Annotated in this window: 20 protein-coding genes and 1 pseudogene; 19 read left to right on the top strand and 2 right to left on the bottom strand. The window is 51.5% G+C overall.

What is annotated here, in order from left to right; translation table 11 throughout:
* Nucleotides 1–328: 328 nt before the first annotated feature.
* The 15 genes from A3849_RS16020 (at nt 329) to A3849_RS15950 (ending at nt 20,468) form a co-directional block, all read left to right on the top strand.
* Nucleotides 329–1,510 (top strand): amidase, encoded by a 1,182-nt coding sequence (locus tag A3849_RS16020; RefSeq protein ID WP_083613534.1) that lies wholly within the window; start codon nt 329–331, stop codon nt 1,508–1,510.
* Nucleotides 1,511–1,888: 378 nt separating this feature from the next.
* Nucleotides 1,889–3,463 carry a PucR family transcriptional regulator gene (locus tag A3849_RS16015; RefSeq protein WP_074112323.1) on the top strand — a complete coding sequence of 525 codons (1,575 nt, stop codon included), beginning with the start codon at nt 1,889–1,891 and terminating at the stop codon, nt 3,461–3,463.
* A gap of 280 nt (nt 3,464–3,743) precedes the next feature.
* Nucleotides 3,744–4,916 (top strand): BMP family ABC transporter substrate-binding protein, encoded by a 1,173-nt coding sequence (locus tag A3849_RS16010; protein WP_074112322.1) that lies wholly within the window; start codon nt 3,744–3,746, stop codon nt 4,914–4,916.
* 106 nt (nt 4,917–5,022) lie between these two features.
* Complete coding sequence (locus tag A3849_RS16005) at nt 5,023–6,555, top strand: ABC transporter ATP-binding protein (RefSeq protein WP_074112321.1); 1,533 nt, start codon at nt 5,023–5,025, stop codon at nt 6,553–6,555.
* Between the two features lie 29 nt (nt 6,556–6,584).
* Entirely contained in the window at nt 6,585–7,667 is a 1,083-nt protein-coding gene (locus tag A3849_RS16000; protein WP_372237773.1) for an ABC transporter permease, read from the top strand.
* Between the two features lie 30 nt (nt 7,668–7,697).
* On the top strand, nt 7,698–8,627 hold the full coding sequence (locus tag A3849_RS15995; RefSeq protein ID WP_074112319.1) for an ABC transporter permease: 930 nt from the start codon (nt 7,698–7,700) through the stop codon (nt 8,625–8,627).
* 99 nt (nt 8,628–8,726) lie between these two features.
* The gene (uraD, locus tag A3849_RS15990) at nt 8,727–9,260 is read left to right on the top strand and encodes a 2-oxo-4-hydroxy-4-carboxy-5-ureidoimidazoline decarboxylase (protein ID WP_256700795.1); all 534 of its coding nucleotides are present in this window, start codon (nt 8,727–8,729) and stop codon (nt 9,258–9,260) included.
* Between the two features lie 218 nt (nt 9,261–9,478).
* Nucleotides 9,479–9,829: a hydroxyisourate hydrolase gene (gene uraH, locus A3849_RS15985; protein ID WP_074112318.1), complete on the top strand. Its 351-nt coding sequence runs from the start codon at nt 9,479–9,481 to the stop codon at nt 9,827–9,829.
* A gap of 36 nt (nt 9,830–9,865) precedes the next feature.
* On the top strand, nt 9,866–11,260 hold the full coding sequence (locus A3849_RS15980) for an allantoinase (RefSeq protein WP_074112317.1): 1,395 nt from the start codon (nt 9,866–9,868) through the stop codon (nt 11,258–11,260).
* Nucleotides 11,257–12,540: a Zn-dependent hydrolase gene (locus tag A3849_RS15975; protein WP_074112316.1), complete on the top strand. Its 1,284-nt coding sequence runs from the start codon at nt 11,257–11,259 to the stop codon at nt 12,538–12,540. Before A3849_RS15980 ends, A3849_RS15975 begins: the two co-directional genes overlap by 4 nt.
* Nucleotides 12,541–12,562: 22 nt before the next feature.
* On the top strand, nt 12,563–13,795 hold the full coding sequence (locus A3849_RS15970) for a pyridoxal-phosphate-dependent aminotransferase family protein (protein ID WP_074112315.1): 1,233 nt from the start codon (nt 12,563–12,565) through the stop codon (nt 13,793–13,795).
* A 56-nt stretch (nt 13,796–13,851) separates the two neighbouring features.
* Complete coding sequence (locus tag A3849_RS15965; RefSeq protein ID WP_074112314.1) at nt 13,852–15,657, top strand: adenine deaminase; 1,806 nt, start codon at nt 13,852–13,854, stop codon at nt 15,655–15,657.
* Between the two features lie 317 nt (nt 15,658–15,974).
* The gene (locus A3849_RS15960) at nt 15,975–16,427 is read left to right on the top strand and encodes an IDEAL domain-containing protein (RefSeq protein WP_074112471.1); all 453 of its coding nucleotides are present in this window, start codon (nt 15,975–15,977) and stop codon (nt 16,425–16,427) included.
* A 557-nt stretch (nt 16,428–16,984) separates the two neighbouring features.
* Nucleotides 16,985–19,288: an FMN-binding protein gene (locus A3849_RS15955; protein ID WP_074112313.1), complete on the top strand. Its 2,304-nt coding sequence runs from the start codon at nt 16,985–16,987 to the stop codon at nt 19,286–19,288.
* 223 nt (nt 19,289–19,511) lie between these two features.
* A complete protein-coding gene (locus A3849_RS15950) occupies nt 19,512–20,468 on the top strand; it encodes a 3'-5' exoribonuclease YhaM family protein (protein WP_074112312.1) in 957 nt (318 codons plus the stop codon).
* A 318-nt stretch (nt 20,469–20,786) separates the two neighbouring features.
* Here A3849_RS15950 and A3849_RS15945 read toward each other — a convergent pair whose 3' ends face one another.
* Complete coding sequence (locus tag A3849_RS15945) at nt 20,787–21,506, bottom strand: 3'-5' exonuclease (RefSeq protein ID WP_074112311.1); 720 nt, start codon at nt 21,504–21,506, stop codon at nt 20,787–20,789.
* Nucleotides 21,507–21,652: 146 nt separating this feature from the next.
* Between A3849_RS15945 and A3849_RS33595 the strand changes: the two are divergent.
* Both A3849_RS33595 and A3849_RS33590 read left to right on the top strand, forming a co-directional pair.
* Nucleotides 21,653–22,168: pseudogene (locus A3849_RS33595) on the top strand (TerD family protein); the annotation flags it as partial.
* A 108-nt stretch (nt 22,169–22,276) separates the two neighbouring features.
* A complete protein-coding gene (locus tag A3849_RS33590) occupies nt 22,277–22,951 on the top strand; it encodes a vWA domain-containing protein (protein WP_256700799.1) in 675 nt (224 codons plus the stop codon).
* A 223-nt stretch (nt 22,952–23,174) separates the two neighbouring features.
* On the opposite strand, the gene A3849_RS15935 is transcribed toward A3849_RS33590, so the two are convergent.
* The gene (locus tag A3849_RS15935) at nt 23,175–23,711 is read right to left on the bottom strand and encodes a GNAT family N-acetyltransferase (RefSeq protein ID WP_074112309.1); all 537 of its coding nucleotides are present in this window, start codon (nt 23,709–23,711) and stop codon (nt 23,175–23,177) included.
* 248 nt (nt 23,712–23,959) lie between these two features.
* Here A3849_RS15935 and A3849_RS15930 point away from each other — a divergent pair, with 248 nt between their 5' ends.
* On the top strand, nt 23,960–24,859 hold the full coding sequence (locus tag A3849_RS15930) for a LysR family transcriptional regulator (protein ID WP_074112308.1): 900 nt from the start codon (nt 23,960–23,962) through the stop codon (nt 24,857–24,859).
* Between the two features lie 114 nt (nt 24,860–24,973).
* Complete coding sequence (locus tag A3849_RS15925) at nt 24,974–25,480, top strand: GNAT family N-acetyltransferase (protein ID WP_074112307.1); 507 nt, start codon at nt 24,974–24,976, stop codon at nt 25,478–25,480.
* Nucleotide 25,481 lies beyond the last annotated feature (1 nt).

Raw genomic sequence — 25,481 nt, 5'->3', positions numbered from 1 at the left:
AGTGGAAAAAGAAAGGTGAACTAAATTGGCTGTAACCCGGGCTACAGAAGGAGTTAATGGGATTTTGTACACCTAATTCAAGGATGTTCACCCCAAACGGCCGCTGTCAGGAGAATTAGTTATCCTTTCTTTTTCTCACATAGGATCTTCAATTAGCCGAAGGAGTTGGATTAGTGATCCTTTTTCCACTAAGGATAACGCCCCCTTCATCAAGGTTTCCAAGTTCAATCTGTAGAGGCTAGGGACTAAACGTTAGAGGTTTGAAGCGAGAGGCTTACATGTCAGATAGATATAGCCCGGGTTGTCCGGGAGGAGAGGAGAGGAACTGATGGGCCTGGATAATCAGAATGGAGCATTTATAGACCCGGAGCTTGAGGTAACGGGTTCGGTAAGCGGCAAGCTGTCTGGACTTAGCTTTGCTGTAAAAGATGTATTTGCAGTGGCTGGGCATCGTTCTTCTGCCGGCAATCCGGATTGGCTGCGGAGCCATCCGCCGTCAGCTGCCCATGCGTCAGCCGTCCGCAGGCTGCTGCAGTCTGGGGCTAGCCTACGGGGGGCCACGCATACCGATGAGCTGATGTACAGCCTCGGCGGAGAGAATTACCACTATGGAACACCGGTCAATCCGCGTGCCGAAGGCCGTATCCCTGGCGGCTCTTCCAGTGGTTCGGCGGTGGCGGTAGCCTCAGGTTATGCGGATTTTGCCCTGGGAACAGATACGGGCGGTTCCATTCGCGTGCCTTCGGCGTACTGCGGCGTGTACGGCTTCCGCCCGACGCATGGTGCGGTGGAGATGGAAGGCGTGATTCCGCTCGCGCCGGGCTTCGACACCGTAGGCTGGATCGCCGACAGCCCGGAGTTGCTTCAGCGGGCGGGTGAGGTCCTGCTCGGAGCAGCGGCTCCGGGCAGCGGGGAAGGCAAGATGGACATGCTCCACATCGTGCCGGAGGCTTGGGCACTGGCCGGTGCGGACAGCGCAGCCAGCCTGAAGCAAGGCCTGCGCCAGCTGCAGGCCGGTGCGGGACGGTCCGGCGTGACGGAGATCGCGCCGGAGGGACTGAAGACATGGATGAATATCTTCAGGGAACTGCAGGGCGCCGAGATATGGGCGACCCACGGGGCATGGATAGAGCATGCGCAGCCGCTCTTCGGCCCGGATGTTGCCGCCCGCTTCGCGTGGGCGGCAGGCCTGGCCGGGCAGGATCACAGCCGCGCACAGGCGATGCGCGCGGAGATAGCAGCCCGGCTGCGGCAATTGCTTGGAGAGGACGGTTGTATCGTCCTCCCGACCGTGCCCGGCCCCGCACCGCTGCGCGGCGGGGATCTGGCGCAGCTGGAGCAGAACCGCAGCGGTGCGATGATGCTCAGCTGTATCGCCGGCTTAGCCGGATTGCCGCAAGTGACGCTGCCGGTGCCGGGACCCGGCAGCCCGCCGCTGGGCTTATCCGTGATAGGCGGTCATGGTCAGGATCTGCAGCTGCTCTCATGGGTCCGGCGTATGTGGAAATGAACAGTTCTTTGAAGATGGCAGAACTCCTGGTTCGCATACCCTGCGAATCGGGAGTTTTCTTATTGTCAGGAGTTTAGCGGATGAGACAAGGAGGGGGATGTTCGGTGAACAAGTATGGGCATTCCCTTGGTTTCCTATGAATAATCAGAAATGGATGCCTTCCTTACTTAAGGGAGGTTTTTTCTGTGTTATTTAGGCTTTCTGTTATGAGTCTGATCGTTAAAATTGTGTGATATGTGTTATATTATCTTACATAATAATCGAATATCTGCATTTTCCTCTTTCCATCATAGGTCTCTTTATCTATAATGTTACATAACATAACATTTAGAGCGAGGGGATTTCCAATGCATGATTTTAAAATAAGGAGGGGTGGCCATGCAACTTACGGTCGAAGAAGCGTTGTCCATTTATCCTTTGTCCGAAGCGAGGCTGATTGCTGGCTCGAAGGGCAAACACCGGATTATCAAATCAATCAATGTGATGGATGCCCCGGATATTTCCGATTGGATCAAAGAAGGGGAAATGCTGCTTACGACAGCTTATCTAATTAAGGACAGTCTGGAGGATGCATCGGCGTTACTTCAGACCTTGAACCGTCGCGGCTCTGCGGGTCTTGGCATCAAGCTGGGCCGATTCTGGGACGCAGTCCCGGAGAAGCTGATTGCTGAAGCGGAGACGCTGAATTTTCCGCTGATTGAGCTGCCGTTCCAGTTTACCTTCTCCGACCAGATGAACGGACTGTTCCGTGCTGAGCTTACGCGCAGCACCAGTGTGCTTCAGAGCATCATGGATAAGCAGCGTAAGCTAATGCGTTTCGCCCTGCGGTCCGGGCGCAGCCGCCCGCTGTTCGAATCGGTATCGGAAGTAATTGAGACTCCGCTGGCTGTCATCAGCGCCCGTGGAGATGTGGTGTTCAATAATTCGGACAACGCAGCGCCGCAGCTGCTGGAAGGCTGGCCTTGGCAGAGCCGGAACCAGCGCTTCCGCATCGGTGACAAAACCGGGTTCCGGATCCCCTTGCTGCAGGGCGACAAGTGCTCCGGTTATCTTTTATACTGCTCCATTGACCCTTTATTGCTGCCTGTGGAAGAAAGCTTGTTTGTTCAGGGGGGCGAGCTGATATCCTACCATATCCATTCCGGTTATGAAGATTATTTCGAGCATGCTGAGCACAGGGAGTTCAGTGGACTCTTACGGCGCTTCCTAAGCGGCGGAATGTCCGGCGGTGAAATGGCCAAGGCTGCTGCCAAACTGGAGGTGGAACTGCTGCAGGCTCCGTTTCAATTGATGCTTACCGATACTGCCGTTTCAGGAGAAGCGCGCCTCGGAGAACTGCTTCGCTTAAAGGAAGAATATCTGGAGCAGCCGGAGCTGCATGAGCTGAATGGCATCCATGTGATGATAGATGACGGCTTGTTATCGCTGTATCCGGCGGGTCCGCACAGCCCGGAACAATTTCGGGAATGGGTCAACGCCTGTTTCGATAATTTGAAATTCGACAAAGGCTTCTATCCCCGTGCTGCACTCAGCAGCTCCAAGGTGAAGCCGGAAGGGCTGAAGGAAGCATTTGCTGAGATCAAGGAATGTATGGGGATGTCCCGGCACTGGGGAGGGTACGGAAATGTTGTGCATTACCGTCAGCTTGAACTGAACCTGCTGCTGCGCCAGATACCGGCTGAAACCATGGAGAAATACTGCGGCAGCAGTCTGCGCAACCTTCAGAGCCGGGAACCCGAGTATGTGAGGGAAATGCTGCATACCCTGGAGGTCTATCTGGAGAATGACGGACATGTGAATGAGACCGCAAAAAAGCTGTTTATTCACCGCAACACTGCCACCTACCGGATTGAGAAGCTTAGCGAACTGCTGGATGTTGATTTCAAAAAGATCAATGATCTCATGCGCCTCAAGCTTGTGTTTCTTTTCCGCAGCATGTTAGAGCAAGATTGAAGGATTCCCCGAGGAGATTTCAAACAGGTGATACATATACCGACCTGATACATCAAGAAATGACATGAAAATCACTGATTTTAATTTTTGTGTTATGAAATATCACATATTTTAAAGTTGGTCGAGGAATTATAGTGCGTTTGGCACAAAAAAAACATCAGTTCTTATAAAACGGCACAAACGTATGTTATATAAATTTACGCGGACGCTGTGTCTCAGTATAGTAGAGATACATTAATGGCTTGAGCTATTATGAGAGATTTACTGGAGGAGGAGAATTATGAAAAAAAGGGGTCAAGCGGTTACTTTCAGCTTCGTATTAATGTTCCTGTTGGCGGTGGTTTTGGCAGGGTGTGGAAGCAACAATAACTCCGGCAACAAAGCCAGCAGCACGGAAGCGCCGACAGCATCGAATGCGGGCACAACAACAGAGGCGGCGGCAACAACAGAGCCGGCAGCGAAGAAGCCGACGGTTGCCTTTGTCTACATTGGACCTCCGGGTGACGGCGGATATACCTACCAGCATGATCAGGGCCGTCAATATATGGAGAAGGAGCTCGGCATTAAAGCGGACACTGTAGAAAATGTTCCGGAGAGCGCCGATGCCGAACGCATCATCACCGAGCTTGCCCAGAGTCATGACATCGTATTTACAACGAGCTTCGGATATATGGACTATACCCTTAACGTAGCCAATAAATTTCCAAACGTGAAATTCATGCATGCTTCCGGCTACAAAACAGCCGCTAACATGGGAACCTATTTCGGCAAAAACTATCAAGGCAGCTACCTGGCGGGCATTGCAGCCGGCAAAATGACCAAGAAAAATCACCTTGGATATGTAGGAGCCTTCCCGATCAGTGAGGTTATCTATAACCTCAACGCCTTTACACTGGGCGCACAGAGTGTCAACCCGGATATCAAGGTGGATGTGGTTTGGACGAATACCTGGTATGATCCTGCAACGGAACGCCAGGCGGCAATCAGTCTTTTGGATAAAGGCGCAGATGTACTGCTCGCTTACCAGGACTCCCCTGCAACCCTGCAGGCTGCAGCAGAACGCGGTGCTTTTGCCGGGGGGAATGACTCCGACATGGGAAAATATGCTCCGGATAATTATCTGACCAACCCTGTATGGAACTGGGGACCTTATTATGTGAAGGCTGTTCAGTCCGTAATGGACGGTACCTGGAAGAACGAACAGTATTCCGGGGATATGGCTGACGGTATGATCGACATTGCGCCATTCGGCAGCAAAGTTCCGGATGATGTGAAGAAGCTTGTAGAAGATGCCAAGGCCAAAATCATCAGCGGAGAGCTGGATGTATTCACCGGCCCTATCACTGACAACCAAGGCAAGATTCAGGTACAGGAAGGCCAAAAGCTGACCCTTGAAGAAGTTCTGTCCATGAATTGGCTGGCCAAAGGCATTGAAGGCACCATCCCGAAATAAGCGCTGCAACCAAGTGAATAATGCAAGGCCTTATGGGTGGGGCGGGTTCCGAACAGCGGAGCCTTCTCCACCCGTACTACAACTATAAGGAAAGGAGCGTCCCATCATGCAGGACCCTTCGGTTGAGATGCGCGGGATTGTGAAGAAATTCGGTTCTGTAACGGCAAGCGATCAAGTCGATTTTTCGGCAAATGCGGGTGAGATTCACGCGCTGCTTGGTGAGAACGGAGCAGGTAAAAGCACGGTCATGAGTATGCTCTCAGGGGTATACAGAGCGGATGAAGGCGAGATTCTCGTTCACGGCCAGCCGGCCAGAATCCGTTCCCCCAAAGATGCTGCACTCCTTGGTGTCGGCATGGTATTTCAAAACTTCAGACTGGTGCAAAGTCTCACGGCAGCGGAGAATATCGTGCTTGGCGAAAAGTCGTCTTTCTGGCGTGGCAGCCAATGGGTTAAGAATAAACACAGGGAAATTGAAGGTCTGGCGGAGCGGTTCGGGCTTAAATTCCCGGTGGACCGTCCAATCTGGCAGCTGTCCGTCGGCGAGCAGCAGCGTGTGGAGATCGTCAAGACGCTCTACCGAGGCGCAGATATCATCATTCTGGATGAACCCACCTCGGTGCTGACTCCCGGTGAGGCGGAGCAGCTGTTTGCGACCCTGCAGGTCATGAAGCAGGCTGGCAAGACGGTCATCATGACTACACATAAAATGAAGGAGGTTATGGCCTCCTCTGACCGTATCTCTGTCATGCGCAAAGGGAAAATGATTGCAACACTGGCCACAGCAGAGACGGATGAACTGGAGCTGGCCCGTCTGATGGTTGGACGTGAGGTTGAAATTACCCGCCAGGAGCGCGAAGCCTCCGTTGGGGAACCTCTGCTGGTGGTCGATAATCTGGAGGTCATTGCCGATCACGGCCGCAAGGCGCTGGACGGCTTGTCCCTCAAGGTATGCGAAGGTGAGATTGTAGGGGTTGCGGGGGTTGCCGGCAATGGACAGAAAGAACTGGCAGAAGTACTGACGGGGCTACGTACCTGGAAGAACGGCGACATCGAGTTTGATGGCAAGACGGTAAAATCGGCTTCGGTTCGCGGCGCTATTGATTCGGGCATCTCCCATGTGCCGGAGAACCGGATGAAGAGCGGCCTGGCCGGACGTCTAGGCTCTGTAGATAATCTGCTGTTCAAGTCTTACCGCAGTGACGAACACTCCAAATTCGGATTCCTGAAGGCGGCTAAAAACCGTTCCTGGTCGCAGGCACTGGTCGAACGCTTCAATGTCAAAACGCCAGAGCTGGATACCCCGGTACAGCAGTTGTCAGGCGGCAACCAGCAGAAGCTGTTATTCGCCCGTGAGGTGAGCCACCAGCCGAAGCTGATGGTTGCGGTCCATCCTACGCAGGGGCTGGATGTAGGCGCTACTGCCGGAGTGCATGATTTATTGATGGAGCTGCGCAGTACGGGCAGCGGAGTGCTGCTGATATCCGAGGATCTGGATGAACTGCTTCAGTTGTCTGACCGGATTCTGGTGATGTACAACGGTTCGATCATAGGTGAGAGTGATCATGAGCATGCGGACCGGGAGAACATTGGCCTGCTCATGGCCGGAATCCGGAACAAGGAGGCAAGCGCCATATGAGTCCCAAAAATACAATTGACACCGTACTGATGAACTCCGTTCCGGCCAAACCCGGCAAATGGTTCCCCATGCGTCTGGAGTATGACGCAAGCCGTACGCGCTCCCCCTGGTGGTCACCGGTTCTGTCTATTATTCTGGCGCTTCTGCTCTGTGCGGTGTTCATCGCAGCCAACGACATGAGCCCGGTTACTGTATACGAAAAAATGTTCCGCGGAGCCTTCGGCACCTCCTATGGCTTCACGGAAACCATGGTTAAAGCGATACCGTTACTGCTGTGCGGACTCGGGATTGCTGTTGCATACCGCATTTCAGTATGGAATATCGGCGCAGAGGGACAGCTTACCGTCGGGGCAATGGCCGCTACTGCGGTAACCATCTATTTTCCCGATTTGCCTTCCTTCTGGTCTATTACACTGATGCTGGTATTCGGAACAGCCGCCGGAGCTCTCTGGGGACTCATGACTGCGATTCCGCGGACCCATTTCGGTGTCAATGAGCTGATTACCTCTCTGATGCTGAATTATGTCGCACTGCTTGCGCTGGATTATGTAGTGTTTGGTCCATGGAAAGACCCTAAGGGCTTCAACTTCCCGGGTTCACCGATGTTCACTGCTGCCCAGTCGCTTCCGGTGCTGGGAACCACGAGACTGCATATCGGGCTGATCTTTGGTCTGGTGGCGGTAGCCATCTATTACCTGATGATCAAATTCACCCGCTGGGGTTATGAGCTGCGGCTGATCGGTGCCAATCCGACCGCTGCGCGTTATGCAGGAATTCACATCAAGAAGCATATTATTATTGTCATGCTGATCAGCGGCGGTCTGGCCGGTATTGCAGGCATGGCGGAGGTGTCCGGGGTCACACATAAGCTAATGCAGGGAATCTCACCGGGTTACGGCTATACCGCAATTATTGTCGCCTGGCTTGCCAAGTTGAATCCGCTTGGTCTGATCGTCACTTCGATCCTGTTCGGCGGCCTTATAGTCGGCGGCTACAGCGTGCAAACCATTGGACTGCCTTCGTCCATTTCGGAAATGCTGCAGGGTGCAATCCTGTTTTTCCTGATCGCCGGTGATATGATCCACCGTTTCCGCATCCGCCGGAGCGCATAGCAGCATCCTCTTAGAGAAGGGAGTTTATCCATGGATTTCACTACACAGTTACTAATAGCTGCCATATCGGCCGGAACACCACTGCTGCTGGCTACACTTGGAGGTATCCTGAATGAACGGGCAGGTATTATCCAGCTTGGGGCGGAGGGATTGATGCTGATGGGGGCGGTCACTACTTGTATCGTCTATATCCGCACAGAAAATTTGCTGCTGGCTCTCCTAGCGGCCATGGCTATCACTGCTGTACTTGGCATCGTGCATTCCTTCCTGTGTGTTACACTGCGCGCCAACCAGACCATGTCCGGCCTGGCGATGACCCTGTTCGGCAGTGGCCTAAGTGCTTATCTGGGCAAGTCCATCAGTGGGATTCCGCTGCCGGGTCCTTCGCCCAAGCTGGATCTGAGCTGGGTCAAGCCGATTCCGGTGGTCGGTGATATCTTCGGCCGGATGGATGTTCTGACCTGGTTCAGCCTGCTGCTGGTGCTTGCGCTGCATCTGCTGATTCACCACACCTCCTGGGGGCTGCATTTGCGGGCTGTTGGAGACAGCCCGGCGACAGCTGACGTTATGGGCATCCGCGTACAGCTGATCCGTTACAGCTATGTCACTGCCGGGACGGTGCTGATTGGCCTTGCGGGTGCCGACATGGTGCTGTCCTACGCACCTACATGGAATGAAGGGCTTACGGCAGGCCGGGGCTGGATCGCCGTCGGTCTGGTGATTTTCGCCAGATGGAATCCGCTTCGCGCATTGTTCTGTGCCTATTTATTCGGAGCGCTTGATTCACTCGGATTTCGCATGCAGTTGCTCGGCAGTACGATTCCACCCTATTTCCTCAAGATGATTCCATACGTTGTAACGATTCTGGTGCTTATGTACCTCGGATACCGCAACCGCAACAAGCCCTCCGGCACACCGGAATCACTGGGAACACCGTACGTTCGGGAGCAGCGTTTCTGAATGTATAAATATGCGGCGATTAAGCTATGAAACGTACCTTGAAGAAGTTAAAATTAAAAACAATCGGGAATGAGTTAACTAGAGAAAGAAGGAAAGCCTGTGACGACGACACCGCCTATATTTCTGACACTGGAAGATATAAACCGTATGAGCAAAGCGGAATTTGTAGTGAATCTTGGAGGAATCTTCGAACATTCGCCTTGGGTAGCGGAGGGTACTTATGCGCATATTCCGTTTCACTCCACCGCAGAATTGCACAAGGTTATGGTGCATACGGCGCGGAATGCGGAGCAAGGACAGGTAGAGGAACTTTTGCGTGCACATCCGGATCTGGCGACACGGCTGCAGGTCAGTCCGTTATCGGCAGCGGAGCAGCAGGGGGCTGGATTGGACCGCCTGACTCCGGAGGAATTCACCAAGCTTACAGCGCTGAATGCTGCATATACGGATAAATTTCGCTTCCCCTTTATCCTGGCTGTGCGCGGCAAGAATAAGGATGATATCATTCAGTCTATTGAAGCACGTGTGAACCGGACACTGGAGGAAGAGCGGGAGCAGGCGTTTGCCGAGATCGGCAAAATCACCGCTTTCCGGCTGAATGATCTGATCCAGGAGAAGGCTCCAGAGCTATAAAGCGAGAGTGAATTGGAACAGAAGATATAGGACCAATAGAACCAGCGGAGGTGCTCTACCATGACTGGAGCGGGGATAGTAGGTATAGCAAGTGAGTTGGGGAATGCAGGAAGCAGACTTGGGGCTGCTGATGACTTGGAAATGAATGCGGGAACGGTTCAGCAGTCTGTGAGCATCCGCTTGATAGATAGACATAGCTGGAAAAGAGGGCCAGGAGCATGAGCGGGCGTCTGACAACACATGTACTGGATCTGTCACGTGGATTGCCGGCCGCGGGGATGAAACTGCAACTTTGGAGCCTTGCGGAAGGCTCAGGCAAGCTGTTGCGTGAGGCAACTACAAACCATGACGGCAGGCTGGATGCTCCGCTGCTGGAAGGTGTGGAACTAGTCCCGGGCTGCTATGAGCTGCTGTTCATGGCTGGAGATTACTTTCGAGCTAGTGGACTGGAAGGGCTTTTTTTCCTGGAACAGGTTCCGATCCGGTTCAATATCACAAATACGGCAGACCATTACCACGTTCCGCTGCTTGTTGCTCCTGGTGGCTACAGTACATACCGGGGGAGCTAAATAGAGCAAGAGTAAATGACCGGAGGTGACCCATTCATGGAGGAATCATACGAGCTTATTATCAGAAATGGAGATGTCGTGCTGCCCGGAGAAGTGCGGAAGCTGGATGTTGGGGTTAAGGACGGAAAGATCGCTGCACTGGGCCAGGGACTTCGGGCGGCGGCTGAAACCACGGTCATTGATGCGGAGGGGCACTATGTACTGCCGGGAATGATCGATATGCATGTGCACTTTAATGAACCGGCGTTTGGCCACTGGGAAGGATTTCGTTCCGGTTCGGCAGCATTGGCGGCAGGAGGGTGTACCTGTTATGCGGATATGCCGTTGAACGGGAATCCGCCTACGATAAATCAGGCTGCACTTCAGCTCAAGACTGAAGCTGCCTCCGGGAATTCTGCAGTGGATTATGTATTGTGGGGCGGTCTTGTTCCAGGGAATCTGGAGGATTTAGAGGATCTGGCGAAGGCTGGTGTAACTGGCTTCAAGGCCTTTATCTCTAATCCTGGCGGTGAAGGAGAAGGGCGTTTCCGTGAGGTGGATGATGAGACACTCTATTTGGGAATGCAAAAAATCGCCGCACTCGGCGGTATTCTTGCCCTGCATGCGGAGAGTGAAGATATTACGGCCGTGCTGTCGGCGGATGCTATTCGCAGCGGTAAGACCGGGGCGCGGGACTTCGCTGCTTCCCGTCCTGCGATAGCGGAGCTTGAGGCGGTATCACGGGCGCTGCTGTACAGTGAACGTACCGGCTGCCGGCTGCATTTCGTACATATCAGCACGGCTGCCGCGATGGAGATGATCCATGCTGCGAAGCAGCGCGGACTGGATGTGACGGCAGAAACCTGTCCGCATTATCTGATGCTGAGTGAAGACAGCATGGAACAGCTGGGGCCAGTAGCCAAATGTGCTCCGCCGCTCCGAAGCCCAGAAGAGCAGGAAAAGCTGTGGGAGGTGCTGGCTGCCGGCAAAATCGATCTGATCGCCTCCGATCATTCGCCTTGTCCGCCTGAGCTTAAGCTAAATCCTGATTTAACGTTCTTTGAAGCCTGGGGCGGGATCTCGGGGGCCCAGAGCAGCCTGGAGCTGATGTTCCATGAAGGAGTTCATGTGCGCGGACTACCGGTCACCCAAGTCTCGGCTTTATTGTCGGAGAAACCTGCGCGGCGATTCGGACTTAACCACCGCAAAGGCTCCATCGCGGTTGGACTGGATGCAGATCTGGTGCTGCTGGACCCAAGGGCCGATTACACACTGGCTGCAGAGGATCTGTTCTATCGGCACAAGCACAGCCCCTATACCGGAATGACTTTATCCTGCAAGGTTACAGCCACGATCTGCCGGGGGAATGTGGTATATACCGCTGAACAAGGGGTAGTGTCGCCGGACAAAGGGGAATGGCTGCAAATTAATTATGGGCAGCCGGCTCTATGAAGAGGCCGTTCCTGCACGCCCCGGCTGCAGATATGCTGAAGCTGCTCGAGGAATTGGCAGCGTTCAGCACCCCTGGGCCGGGTGTTACCCGTCTGCTATATACGCCGGAGTGGAGCGGGGCACAGCATTTTTTGCAGGAAAAAATGGCTGTGCTCGGGCTTGAGGTTCATACGGATCCAGTAGGTAATGTCTTTGGACGGCTGAGCGGATCACAGGATTCCGATAAAGTCATTCTTACCGGATCCCATATCGACACCGTGGTGAACGGCGGTAAATATGACGGAGCTTATGGAGTAGCGGCTGCTGTCACCGCGATGCATTATTTGGCAGAGACCTTTGGGCCGCCACTGCGGACACTGGAGGTGGCTGCGTTCTGTGAGGAGGAGGGGAGCCGCTTTCCGCTGACGTTCTGGGGTTCCGGGAATGTGACGGGCCTATATAACGAAAGCGTGGCAGAGTGTGTCTCTGATCTGGAGGGAATTACACTTATGGCGGCGATGGAGTCCTGCGACCTGCCTAACCAGGGGAGCAAGCCTGATCATGATGATCATGGTGACCGCCTCATGAATTCTGCCCGGAGAGACGACATCGGGATGTATGTCGAACTGCATATCGAGCAGGGAATCATTCTGGAGCAGTCCGCTCAGCAAATTGGGGTGGTGCAGGCGATTGTTGGCCAAAGACGATTCACTGCCAGAGTCATTGGAACCGCGAATCATGCCGGAACAACGCCGATGGGGCTGCGCCAGGATGCGCTTGCCGGTACAGCGGAGATGCTGTCTGCGCTTGAGCAGTTGGCTATTGAAGCGGGAGAGCCGCTGGTAGCCACCACCGGCAGGCTGGAAGTCTTTCCGGGAACCTCGAATGTGATCCCAGGCGAAGTGCAGTTCACGCTGGATATCCGCCACAGTGAGGCAGAGCAGCTGGAGAGCTTCTGTTCCCGGGTCATGACAAAGTTTGGAGAGATTGCGGCCCGGCGCGGGCTTACACTTGAGCTGGAGCAGACACTGGCTACGTCTCCCGCACCGATGAACCAGGCGCTCTGTGAAGCCCTTGAACACATCTGCCAGGAGCAGGGGAGAAGCTTCCGCAGTATGGTGAGCGGAGCGGGGCATGATGCCCAGCTGTTCGCACCAGGGTGTCCGGCGGCGATGATTTTTGTGCCCAGCCGGGCAGGGATCAGCCATTCTCCGGAAGAATACTCCTCACCGGACGAGCTGGCGGCTGGGCTGGATGTTCTGACAGCATTATTATATAAGCTTGCCTATGAGGAAAGCTGAACCTATAGAGGGAGAGATGATCATGAAGCGGTACGAAGATTTGTCTCCGTCCCTGCGGTGCATTATGACCCCCGGACCGGTAGAGGTCGATCCGCGCGTGCTGCGGGCGATGTCTTTTCCGGTACTCGGACAATTCGATCCTGAATTTACAGACATTATGAATGAGACGATGGGCATGCTGCGCGAGCTGTTCGCAACGGAGAATAAATGGGCTTATCCCGTGGACGGTACCTCACGCTCCGGTATTGAAGCGGTAATGGTCAGCCTGATCGCTCCGGGTGACCGTGTGCTGATTCCGATCTATGGACGGTTCGGCCATCTGCTCCATGAGATCGCCGAACGCTGCGGTGCCGAGGTATTCACGATCGAGAAAGCCTGGGGCAGTGTATTTACGCCGGAGGAGGTCATCACCGCGATCAAGAGCTTCCAACCTGACGTGGTTGCCATGGTTCATGGCGAGACCTCGACTGGCCGGGTACAGCCGCTGGCCGGGATTGGGCGGGCCTGCCGTGAGTATGATGCACTGCTGATTGTGGATGCTGTGGCGACTATTGGCGGGGTGCCGGTGGAGACAGATGCCTGGATGCTGGATGCCGTTATCGGCGGCACTCAGAAATGCCTGTCCATTCCTTCAGGCATGGCGCCGGTAACCTATAATGAGCGAGCCGAAGCCAAACTTATGAAGCGTAAACAGGTAGAACGCGGATTGCGCACAGGCGGAGTTCAGAGCAGTGAGCTGCCAGTGGTTCGCAGCAATTATTTTGATCTGGGCATGCTGCAGGATTACTGGAGCGAACAGAGGCTGAATCACCACACTGAAATGACCTCCATGCTCTATGCACTGCGGGAGGGGGTGAGGCTCGTGCTGGAAGAAGGGCTTCGGGAGCGGCATACCCGGCATGCTCTGCACGAACGGGCGCTGGTCGCTGGACTTACGGCAATGGGCCTAGAACTGTATGGGGACCCGGAGAGCAAGCTGACGGTTGTGACCTGTGTACTCATTCCGGAAGGGGTGGACGGAGAGTCGGTGCGGGAGATACTGCTTAGCCGCTTTGGCATTGAGATTGCCAGCTCTTTCGGTCCATTAAAAGGGCTAATTTGGCGCATTGGCACCATGGGCTTCAGCTGCCGTGAGAACAATGTACTGCGTGTGCTGGGTGCGCTGGAGGCTGCCCTGCTGCGGCACGGCTATGCGGTTCCTTGCGGGCTTGGCGTTCAGGCGGCATTAGATGTATATGAGGCAAATGCGGATTAAAGCGATCCTATCCGGTATAATGCTGTTTATATATGCCCATGGGAGGAGAGAAGTACATGTTATTTGAAAGAAAACCGCTTGCCGATTGTGTCCCTGATCTTGTGGCCACCGCGCGAGGCGATCTGCCGGCTACCCTGGTTATTACCGGCGGCAAACTCGTCAATGTATGCTCTGGTGAAATTCTAGAGGGAATGTCTGTCGCCGTTCAGGGCGGACGTATCGCATATGTGGGCAAGGACGTCTCACACATGATCGGAAAAAGCACCCGGGTCATTGAGGCCGCCGGCAGATATATGGCTCCGGGCCTGCTGGACGGACACTGCCATATTGAGAGCACGCAGCTGACCGTGACGGAATTTGCCCGCGCTGTGCTGCCGCTTGGTACTACAGGCGGGTTCTTCGACGCGCACGAGATTGCCAACGTGTTCGGCCTGAAGGGTATTCAGCTGATGCTGGAGGAGATGCGAGGAACACCGCTCGCTGCATATATGCAGGTAGCCTCCTGCGTACCATCGGCGGGTGCGGAATTTGAAACGACCGGCGCTTCCATAGGACCTGACGAGGTAGCGGAAGCCTATACCTGGGGCGATGACGTTATTGCGCTGGGCGAAGTGATGAACTTCCCCGGTGTGGTTTACGGCGATGCAAAAATGCTCGGGGAAATTCAGGCGACATTGCGCGCAGGCCGGGTGGTGGACGGGCATTTCACCTGGCCTTCGAATGATTGGAGGCTGCCTGTGTATGCGGCCGCTGGCGTAACCGGCGACCATGAGTGTGTTACGGCTGAGGATGTAATCGAACGCGTCCGTCTGGGCATGTATGCCAAAATGCGGCGCGGTTCCGCCTGGCATGATGTGGCGAAGACGATTACCGCACACACGGAGCATGGGCTGGACCCGCGCCGGATGCTGCTCGTGACCGATGACCGCAGTTCGGAATCCTTGCGCGACGAAGGCCATATGGATTTTGTGGTGCGCCATGCCATCTCGCAAGGGGTGAAGCCGGTGACAGCCTTTCAAATGGCGACGATCAACACTGCTGAACGCTTTGGGGTTGCCCGTGATATCGGCTCGATTACACCGGGATCCTGTGCCGATATGATTTTGCTGGACGGCAATCTGGCGGATGTTCATGTAGTGATGACTATAGCGGCAGGTGTTGTGGTGGCCGAGAATGGGTTCATGACTGCTCCCCTTGAGACATATACGTATCCTGATGAGGTGCTGACCTCGGTTCATTTGCCGCAGCTCCCAGTGGCTGAGGATTTTGTGATCCGTACCCCCATTGAAACGGGTAGTCAATCAACACGGGTCATCCGTGTTATTGAGAACCATGTGGAGACAGAGGAGCTTATTCTGCAGCTGCCCGTAGAAGCAGGGAGACTGCAAGTGGATAACGGTCTTTGCAAAATAGCTGTCTTTGAGCGCCACAAAGGAACCGGCAACAAATCGGTTGGTATTGTGGCAGGAATCGGCTTCCATGAGCCTGCGGCCATAGCTATGACCGTGGCCCATGACAGCCATAATGTGCTGGTGATTGGCAATGATGATCAGCTGATGGCGACAGCGGCGGGGGCGGTAGCGGAAGCTCAGGGCGGTGTAGCTGTAATCACAGCCGCCGGAACCACGCTTTTTCCGCTGGCTATTGCCGGACTGATGTCCGTAGAGCCGTTCGAAATTGCAGCGGCACAATCTGCGGCGATCAGCAAGGCGCTTTATGATTCGGGGTGTACGTTGAATTATGCGTTTATGACCTTGTCCTTGCTTGCGCTGGCGGTGATCCCGACCCTGCGCATCTCCGATAAAGGCTTGGTCCGCATCTCCCCGGAAGAGGGAATTCAACTCGTTTCCTTGTTTGTATAGTTCAAAATAGCCAATTCAAACGATGGGGTGTCTACAGTCATTCATTTGACCGGGATACCCCATTTTTACTATGGAAATAATCGCTGACGTAGTACTTTTAGACTCCTCGGGCCGTGAAAAGTAACGATATTGTAATCAAAACATATAAATTAACCATTTCATCACATTAAGAAACATATTTTTTTAAAAATTTTATGAAAAAGATTAACAAACAGCAGGAAATAGACGATAATACTTTTAAATTAGTTAAAATTATTGCCTTATTGTGATGATGACAAGGTACGGAAAGCCCAAATATGAGGAACGGGGTGTATGAAATGATGAGATTGGATACGCAGGACATCGTGAATATCACCAGAAAGCAAATCGCGGCGATTTTTAAAATGGAGCCGCTTGAACTGAGGTTCGTCAATGATTTTCAAGGGGAACAGTATCTGTTAACCAATGACAAGCTGCATCTCAGCAACCAGCACTACTGGGCCAAGGTTATGGAGTGTGTCTTCGATAACCATACCCGGCCGGTTCTGATGTGTGAGGTGCTGTACTTCCTGAGGAACGAATTTTTGGAGAGTGATATCAAGCTTCGTTTTTCTTATGATTTTGCAGAAGGTGCTGACGGAGAGGCTGTGGCGTGGGCAGAGGTGAGTTTCAATGATTCACCTGAATTGCAGCCGGGAGAAATTGCCGAATTAATCGATTTTGCACTGTCGTTACAGGATAAGCAATGGTTCGAGGAATTGACTTCCAAATACAAACAGTTGACTGCATGAGTCTAACTTTCATTCATAGAGTCCTTACGGAATCAGGCTGACAAGCCGCTCTAATCGCATGTTTTGATGCGGATGGGCGGCTTGTATTATTTTTCTTTCTATTCAATAGACATCGTTCTAAACTATCACATCCATTATTGAGAATACAGTATAAAGAATCACATGATTATCATAAGCCGGAGTAAATGGGAGAAAACGGAAGGTAATAAAAGTATCTATTTTGAATTAATTGCGAAATAGTGATGTTTCTTATAGGGTATGTGATTTTGTATACAGAGAATGAAAGGGTGAATTTGATACCATCAAGCCAGAAATTACCGCCGGCAGGCTTGAATCCTTTTATGTGAATTAATTCACCTTTTGTATAGACCATATAAAATGGATGCATTCTTTCGTACACGGGATGGGTCGCGCACGAACTGGAGAGGGGGGATGAGCTCTTATGTTTTATGAAGACAAAGCAGGAACTTCATAAGAACAGAAGAGACGATAAGCATGGTAAAGCTTGTATTTGAAATGCTACATACTACTGGGGATATGGTAAAGGAGAATACTCATTGAAAAAGCTAATTTCTTTGACAGTCGCCGCAGCTTTGCTGCTCGCGCCACTTGCGTACACGATTAATGCACCTGCTCTGAACCTGAAGGTGGATGCGGTTTCAGCAGCATCAGAAGAAGCACCGGCAGCTACAGCCAAACCAGCCGCTGCACCAAAGCCAACGGCTAAGCCAACACCGAAACCAACAGCAAAGCCAACGGCAAAACCAAAGCCAACAGTGAAACCAACGCCAAAAGCGACAGCTAAGCCAGTTGCTACAGCTAAACCGGCTGTAACGCCAAAAGTGACAGCCAAACCAGCTGCCACAGCGAAACCAGTTGCTACAGCCAAACCTGCTGCCACGGCCAAGCCAGTTGCGACAGCAAAGCCAGTTGCCACAGCAAAACCGGTAGCAACTGCTAAACCTGTAACAGTAAAACAAGCTGTGTATCAGGATGGAGTGTACGTTGCTTATGGTAACGCTTACTCCAAAGGCACTGAAGGCGCTAAAATAACCATCAAAGATGGAAAAATTACGGCTATCGAGCTTATGAGAACCAATCCGAAAATCATCGATGTCAATGCACGCGACAATTACAGCGGCGTATGGGTGGCTTACGGATTGATGAAAGAAAGACTGCTTGGCCAAACCAGAGACAGTGCAGCAGCAGTGGATGCCGTTTCCGGCGCAACACGCTCCAGCAACGGCTGGAAGCTGGCGGTAGACAGAGCGTTTGAAAGATCACTTAAAGTAAAGCCTGCTGATGCTACTTATTTTGCCGGAGACCATATGGGTGTAGATCCAGAAGGCAAATACGCAGTATTCGCCAGCTACGATGCGAACAAGCTTACCGCTGTTAAGCTGTATCCGCTGAATGCCAATGGAAGTTTCGTGGATGAGAAGACATACACTGCAGAACAGACTGCTGCGATTGCGGCAATCTCACCTGTACTGCTCGCTAACGGTTCTTCCGCTCAGCCAGTTGCCGGCTACGAAGCAGAATCCAAGGCTGCTATCAAGGCTTTCTGGGATGCTGAACAAAACGCTACCATCAATAACACATCCGCTTACGTTGACGGATTCTATTCTTCCTACGGTACTGCAAGAAGCGTAGGCGTAGAAAGAGCAGATGTTATTATCCGCAACGGCAAGCTGGTAGATGTAAAACTGTACAGACTGGGCACCAACCTGATCGACAGAGGCGCATCTGCCTATGCCGAAGTGGTAAAAGCCAATGCACCAATGACTGCAAAATTGCTTGCTAACGGTTCTTATATCGCTAATTATGATGAGAAAGTAGACGGCATTTCCGGCGCTACCGAAAGCAGCCACGGCTGGAATCAGGCTGTAGAAAGAGCATTTGAAAAGGCGCTGAAAGTTCCAACAGCCGGCCAGTATTTTGACGGTAAATTTGCCGGTGTAGACAATGCTTCCAAAGTCCTGTTGCTTGTTGATGTAGCAGCAGATCAGGTGACTGGTATTAAAATGAGCTTGTTTGGAGCCGACGGCAAGCTGATTGCTGACGACAAGCTGACTCCAGAACAAAAAACGCTGGTGAACCAGCTTACAGCAAATATGCTGGATAAAGGCGTAGAAATGGATTATGTAAACGGTCAGGAAACCTTGTCTGCAGCAGCAAAGGCAGCTCTGGTTGACGCATTGACCAATGCTTCCAAAGTCCAAGGCACTTATAAAGACGGTACATTCACCGCCTATGGTGACGCTTATGACAAAGGAACGAACAAAGCGGATGTTACCCTGCGTAATGGTAAAATCGTAAATGTAACGCTTACCCGTGTAGGCATGAATATGGTTGACCTGGGTAAAGCCGCTTATGTTGAAGTACAAAAAGCCCTTCCTCAGCTGACAGCCAGCTTCCTTGCTGCAGGCACCAGAGAAGGCGTTCAGCAAGTAGATGCAGTATCTGGCGCAACCAGCAGCAGCAAGGCCCTAAAGGCCGCTGTGGACAGAGCCTACGGCAAAGCCGAAGTGGTAGAAGCTAACAAAGCTGCTTACTTTGACGGGACTTTTATCGGAGTAAGTACTGACAAGTCGGTAAATGTTATGGTTGTTGTCAAAAACGGTGTTCCTGTGAACATGGTTCTCTACTTCCTGGACTATGCAGGCAAAGTAAAACCATACGATCAACTGACCGCAGCTGAAATAGCTGTGAAAGCGGAAATCGAAAATACTTCAACTGGCAGTGGCCTTCACAAGTACGGATACCGCGCAGCGGCATTCGGCAATAATGATGCAGAGAAAGCAGTCTCTGCTGATGTGGTAGAAGCGATCAAAGCCGCTCTGGAAACCGCAGGCAAGTAATTTTCCTAATAAGCATTGAAGGGGTTGTCCTTGGTCATTTGCAATTGGCCTGGGATAACCCCTTTTTTTATCGATGAAGAACGGGTTATGATAGGATGAGAATGGGACGAGAGCATAATTCCAATTAGGAATCGTATAGTAATTAGAGGGATTTCGGAGGTGAATGTCTAAAGTTTAATATACACAACAGGCTTAGGTCCTGTTAGTAATGGGAGGCTCCAAAATGACACTTATTAAACAGCTATCTCCACAGGATGAATTTGTCGGCTTTTATCTATTACGGGAGCTGGCAATCAAACAAACAAACGGTACTCCTCCAAAGGATTATTTTGATATTGTTCTGGGTGATTCCAGCGGTCAAATCTCGGCCAAATTTTGGGATGTAAGTACAACGGATAAAGAGACTTTTTTCCCGATGGCGCTTGTGAAGGTACGTGGGGTTGCGCATACTTACCGTGAAAAGCTTCAGGTGAAGGTTACCAAGATCAGACTGGCAAGTGATTCGGATAATGTATCACTCACTGATTTTATCAGATCCGCACCCATCCGTCCGGTGGATCTGATTCATACCATCAAGGGAGTGATGAATAGCATCACCGACCCGGAGATTGCGGCCATTGTATCGTTTTGTGTGGGCAAAGTAGAAGAGAAATTAATGCATTATCCGGCGGCCAAAACCCATCATCACGCGTATTTTGCCGGTCTTGCTTATCATATGGTGCGGATGCTGGAAATTGGGGAATTCCTCTGCAAGCAGCGGCCGTTCCTGAATCCCGACCTGATGAAGGCGGGGATTATTCTGCATGATATCGCCAAGCCTGAGGAAATGATCTCGCAGTTCGGGATTGTGTCTGACTACAGTGTGCAGGGTAAGCTGATCGGCCATATCTCTATGGCGTCCAATTGGATCACCGAGGCAGCGATCCGTTCAGATATTGATTTGGAATCGGAAAAAGTGCTCGGCTTACAGCATCTCGTATTATCCCACCATAACCTGGGTGAGTGGGGAAGCCCGGTTCAGCCGCAGACGGCAGAAGCCGTGGCTCTTCACCATATTGATGCGATGGATGCCAAGCTGCAGATGGTGGAAGACGCGCTGGATACGACACCGGAGACAGAAGAGTGGACGCCGTTCATCCGGGGGCTGGAGAATAAGGCTGTGTATCGGTTGAAGATTTGAAGTTCAATATTCAGTGAAGTGAAAGCTTCCTATTTAGGGGTTGGACGTAACTGCAGAGAATGTTTGGACTTCCGGCCGCTGTTATATTTGGATTTCCTGATTGAAACCGCTGGATGCGGTAGAAATCCAAATATAAAGGCGGCCGCTGCCGCTCCTCCAGTTCCAAACTTCTCCTCCGTCACTTACCCTTTTAGTAGGTTTTCAAGTTCAATGGATATAGATAGGGTTGTGTAGTAAGAAGAAGCAAGAAGAACCCCCGATCCGCTACATGGATCGGGGGTTCTTCGTACTGGGGACGCGCTGGCGGTCAGGGCGGAATTAAGAGAAACTGCAAAAGCTAGATGAACCGCCGAAATCTTTCTGGCCCAGGGCAGGCGAAGAGGAAGAAAGACCCGGAGCACCCGAAGGCTTGTTGGTGGCAGATTTTTTGGCAGCAGGTTTCTTGGCAGCTTTCTTAGGCGGAGACTTGAAAGGGGTATAGCCGCCGGCATACATCGTTCCGGCCTTATAGCCTTGACTCCCTGCAAGATGTAAGGGATCCGTGTGCTGCCCGCGTTCCATCAGCTTGAGCAGAATGGCCGCTGCCGCCCTGGCATCATCCAGTGCATCGTGATGCTTCAAGCTGATCCCGAAATACTGGGATATCACATTCAGTTTATGGGAGGGCAGCTCCTTCAGCATCTTTTTGCCAAGCAGGTAGGTGCACATGTATTGGAAATCCGGATAGCTGAAGGCCGAGCGGTCCAGACAATAACGCAGGACACTCATATCAAAAGCAGCGTTATGCGCTACCACAACCTCTCCCTGCAGCAGCGGTTCAAGCGTTGGCCACAGTTCATCAAACGTAGGCTTACCCTCAACCATCGAGGGCGTGATCCCGTGAATTGCAATATTCATGCCATCGAACCGCTGCTGCGGATCAATCAGCCATACATGCTCGGCGCTTACTGCGCCTTCTCTCACTTGAACAAGCCCCAATGCGCAGGCACTGGAGCGGCTGGAGTTGGCAGTTTCAAAGTCAATCGCTGTAAAATTCATAGGTAAAGCCCCTTATTCATCATATAAGCTAATTTTAAAGGAGTGGATGATCAATTACAATCCATTCAATTTACAAAGGTTAGTTAATATGGTATCTCTTATCTATAAGAGTTGGAAATATGCAGCAAAGATAAGGAGATGAAACTATGGATCTGTTAAAAGGGCAGAAAGTAGACCTAACCAAAGGGAAGAATGTAAGCGAGCTGATAGTCTCTTTTGGCTGGACAAATAAAAATGCTGAGATTGGCGTCGATGCAGCGGCTTTTTTACTGTCGGCTCAAAGCCGGTGTGAACGGGACGAGGATTTTATTTTCTATGGAAATCCGGCTTCATCAGAAGGAGCTGTAATACATTCAACTGCTGAACAATACGGGGGAGAGAGTATATCTATCTCGCTCACTCGCCTACCTGAGAAATATGACCGTATTGCGTTAACACTGACAATCTATGAAGGTGAGCAGCGAAATCATCGGATGAAGGATTTATCCGGACTCCAATTAAGTCTTAGGGATCGCATCAATGATACGGAGCTATACCGCTTTCAGTATGGTTCTGATCTGTCAGAGGAGACGGCAGTGGTGGTAGGAGAACTGTACCGCCATATCGGGGACTGGAAATGGAGTGCCATTGGTAGCGGGTTTAATGGGGGATTGGCTGCATTATGCGCCAACTACGGGCTTGAAGTTGAACAGGATGTTGCGGCTGAAGTGGCCGCTACTGCCGAGATGGTAAAAGACGAGAGGGGAGTAAACACATCAGCTACACCTATTATGTCTACAATAGATCTCCGTAAGAAGATTGTAGAGCTTACTTTGGTGAAAAAACAATTAACAGGAGTAACCGCCCGGGTAGGAATCGTGCTTGATATTACAGGCTCTATGAGAAATCTGTATTCCAGGGGTGTTGTGCAGGAGGTTGTTGAACGCATTCTCGCAGTGGCCAGTAAATTTGATGATAATGGTTCGCTGGATGTCTGGATATACGATACAGAGTTCAGCCGGCTGCCGCCAGCCACGGAGAGAGAACTGGGGAGTTATGTATTTACACATATTCTGAACAACGCTAATATCCACAAATTCGGAAGAAATAATGAACCGCCAGTCATGGAGGATGTGATTCGCAAATATACCCAAGAGGAAAAAGACACAACACCGGTATTCATTATTTTCATTAATGATGGAGGCGTAGTAAGGCAGACCAAACAAGTGATTATTAAAGCTTCAGTACTGCCAATCTTCTGGCAGTTTGTGGGGATAGGCGATTCCGACTTTGAAGTACTGAAGCAGATCGATAGCATGACCGGACGACTCGTAGATAATGCAAACTTTATTCACGTGGACCGCATTGAGGATGTTTCCGATGAGCACCTGTATGATCAGCTGTTGAATGAATTTCCCCAATGGCTTCAGGCGGCAAAGTCTAAACGGATTATCTATATTAGTTGAACTTAAAAAACATAAAAAAGGTAGGAGTGTGGAGGGGAAGTTTGGAACTGTAAGAGCGATAGCGACCGCCTGAAAGCTTTCCGCAGGAAAGCTCACAACGGAAGCATAGGCAGTCTGCGAATTTCCACCGCGAACAGCGGTTTAAATCAAGAAATCTGTAGACAACAGCGGCCGGAAGTCCAAACATTCCCCGCAGTTACGACCAGGACCTAATATGAAAATTTTAAGCTTGGAGAACGGTGAAGGTTTCCAGATCAAGGCAATAGCCCTTGACCAGGGTATTTCCGTTCATAATATCGGTGTCATAAGCCCGCTGGAAACCTAGTCTGTCGTAGAGCCTGATCGCTGAAGCCATCATATCCGAGGTGTGGAGATTCAGGGTAGCGGCTCCAAGCTCCTTGGATATTCTGGCTGCTTCGCGGATGAGTAGTGCTGCAATCCCGCGGCCCCGGGCACCCGGTGAGACGGCCAGCAGACGGATAATCGGGGAATGGATACCCAGCTCCGGTCTCCCGTACGCTGTCTCAGAGGAGAGGAAGAGCAGCACACTTCCGACAATCCGGTTGTCCATTTCAGCGATGATCCGCGCATATGGCGCAGTTCCGTCTACAGAATCAAGAATGGAGTGACGGTAATCGGCCCAAAAGGGCTCAGGCAGTTCGGCAGCATATTGACCATAGGCCTCCAGCAGCAGTTCGGCAATGGCATCACGGTCTGAATCCGCTGCGTTGCGGATATGGATCTCTTTGAAGCTGGACATCGTATGCCTCCTGTTCCTAATCCAAATGAATGACCTTAATTATAATCGACAAATCCGATGAATATAAGAGGAATTTAACATTTCTGATAAAAGGATAGAAAAGTTCTATCTATAAGAGTGGTTAGTTGACAAGAAAAGGAGCTGTGAATAAGATATTAACTAAATCTATAGGTAAGTCCTGCTCTAATTCCTTGTTAATCGATTGGAAAAGTAAAATATTAAACGAGTGAGACGGAGGGGGAAGTCAATTGAACATCGAAAATATTGAGGCCTTTGTATATATCAACCACTATGGGAGCTTCAATAAGGCTGCAGATGTCCTGTATATTTCTCAGCCTACAGTGACTGCCCGCATTCAGTCGCTCGAACGGGAGCTGGATTGCAGAGTGTTTGACCGGCTCGGCAAGCAGATTCATCTCACAGAAAAAGGCAGGCAGTTCCTCCCCTACGCTCAGCAAATTCTGCAGGTCTACCAATCAGGCAAACATCAAATCCAATCGAAAGGACTTGTTCCGGATGAGCTGAGAATCGGGAGTACGGTATCGGTCTCCAATTATCTGATGCCGCATCTTCTGCTGCATTTGAAGAGCGCTTATCCAAACCTGACGCTCAAACTGACAACTGCGCCCACCGAAGCTTTGATTGATAAGCTGAAAGCGAAGGATATTGATCTTGCCTTTATCCGTAAAGTAGTGAATCCTGCGATCCAGGCCTATCCATTCTGTGAAGACCCCATCTCATTATATGTGTACGAGGGACATCCTCTGGCCCAGTCCGGGCCGGGCCGCACTTCTATTCAGAGTATTCGCGAGGAGACGCTTGTTTTCTTTGAATGCGGTTCTCTGGATTGGTTACGGCTCCACCGCGTATTCGAGAGCATGGAGCAGCCGCCGAATATTGTCTATCAGGTAGATAATCTGGAGACAGCCAAGAAGCTGGTGATCAGAAAAGCGGGTATTTGCTTTCTCCCGGCCCTGAGTGTTCAGGATGAAGTGAAAGCCGGTACCTTGATACGGGTGGATATTGCCGAGACGGAGGGTATCTCATTACGGACCAGCCTGATCTCTCTAAATGGGGAGCATGCCGGATTTATTGAAAGCCTGCTGGAGATCGTGCCGGGCAGAACGCCTAATCGACTTATTGTATAAATGGATTAAAAAACTCTATTAGCGCATGGTTGCATGCAGTGATAAAGTTAATTGCATATAATCACCACTAATTCTATAGGGATTATATAATATCATTTGCTGGAGGGATAGGAGATGGGGGAGGTCTACCGGCTTGCAGAGCTTAAAGATGCGCAGCGATTGCAGGATATTACATATCGCGCCTATGCCATGATTCGTGAACTCGGGCTGCATTGGCCGGCTGCTACAGCCGACGTGGCCCTGATCGAAGATAATATAGCCACTAACGAGTGTTATGTACTTGAAGTTGATAATACCGTACAGGCGACGATTACACTCTCGAAGGGTGAGGAGATCAAGGCACTTACTGAGCTTCCTTTTGTGAAGTGGTTTGCGGTCAATCCAGACGCCCGCGGAAAAGGGTATGGCGGCAAGCTGCTGGATTGGGTGGAGGAGAATATCATCCTCGGCAAGCTGGGAGCATCTGCTGTAACTTTGGCAACAGCACAAAAACATCCCTGGCTGGTTTCTATGTATGAACGGCGGGGGTACGAAAAATTTGTGGAGCTGGACCCCCGCAATGGCGACGGGATTATGGTTCTAATGAGAAAGAAGCTTGCAGACCCAACAACTTCCATTTAAA

Source organism: Paenibacillus sp. P46E (assembly GCF_001909095.1).
In the GTDB taxonomy this organism is placed as follows: domain Bacteria; phylum Bacillota; class Bacilli; order Paenibacillales; family Paenibacillaceae; genus Paenibacillus_AQ; species Paenibacillus_AQ helianthi.
The sequence above is the reverse complement of the archived record's forward strand: the minus strand, read 5'-3'. Positions and strand labels throughout refer to the sequence as shown.

Coding starts and splice junctions, on each gene's coding strand:
- A3849_RS16010 (WP_074112322.1), top strand. CDS start 3,744: ATGAAAAAAAGGGGTCAAGCGGTTACTTTCAGCTTCGTATTAATGTTC.
- A3849_RS15980 (WP_074112317.1), top strand. CDS start 9,866: ATGGAGGAATCATACGAGCTTATTATCAGAAATGGAGATGTCGTGCTG.
- A3849_RS15975 (WP_074112316.1), top strand. CDS start 11,257: ATGAAGAGGCCGTTCCTGCACGCCCCGGCTGCAGATATGCTGAAGCTG.
- uraH (WP_074112318.1), top strand. CDS start 9,479: ATGAGCGGGCGTCTGACAACACATGTACTGGATCTGTCACGTGGATTG.
- A3849_RS15935 (WP_074112309.1), bottom strand. CDS start 23,711: ATGTCCAGCTTCAAAGAGATCCATATCCGCAACGCAGCGGATTCAGAC.
- A3849_RS15965 (WP_074112314.1), top strand. CDS start 13,852: ATGTTATTTGAAAGAAAACCGCTTGCCGATTGTGTCCCTGATCTTGTG.
- A3849_RS16015 (WP_074112323.1), top strand. CDS start 1,889: ATGCAACTTACGGTCGAAGAAGCGTTGTCCATTTATCCTTTGTCCGAA.
- A3849_RS16020 (WP_083613534.1), top strand. CDS start 329: ATGGGCCTGGATAATCAGAATGGAGCATTTATAGACCCGGAGCTTGAG.
- A3849_RS15945 (WP_074112311.1), bottom strand. CDS start 21,506: ATGAATTTTACAGCGATTGACTTTGAAACTGCCAACTCCAGCCGCTCC.
- A3849_RS16005 (WP_074112321.1), top strand. CDS start 5,023: ATGCAGGACCCTTCGGTTGAGATGCGCGGGATTGTGAAGAAATTCGGT.
- A3849_RS15970 (WP_074112315.1), top strand. CDS start 12,563: ATGAAGCGGTACGAAGATTTGTCTCCGTCCCTGCGGTGCATTATGACC.
- A3849_RS33590 (WP_256700799.1), top strand. CDS start 22,277: ATGTCTACAATAGATCTCCGTAAGAAGATTGTAGAGCTTACTTTGGTG.
- A3849_RS15995 (WP_074112319.1), top strand. CDS start 7,698: ATGGATTTCACTACACAGTTACTAATAGCTGCCATATCGGCCGGAACA.
- A3849_RS15925 (WP_074112307.1), top strand. CDS start 24,974: ATGGGGGAGGTCTACCGGCTTGCAGAGCTTAAAGATGCGCAGCGATTG.
- A3849_RS15960 (WP_074112471.1), top strand. CDS start 15,975: ATGATGAGATTGGATACGCAGGACATCGTGAATATCACCAGAAAGCAA.
- A3849_RS16000 (WP_372237773.1), top strand. CDS start 6,585: ATGAACTCCGTTCCGGCCAAACCCGGCAAATGGTTCCCCATGCGTCTG.
- A3849_RS15950 (WP_074112312.1), top strand. CDS start 19,512: ATGACACTTATTAAACAGCTATCTCCACAGGATGAATTTGTCGGCTTT.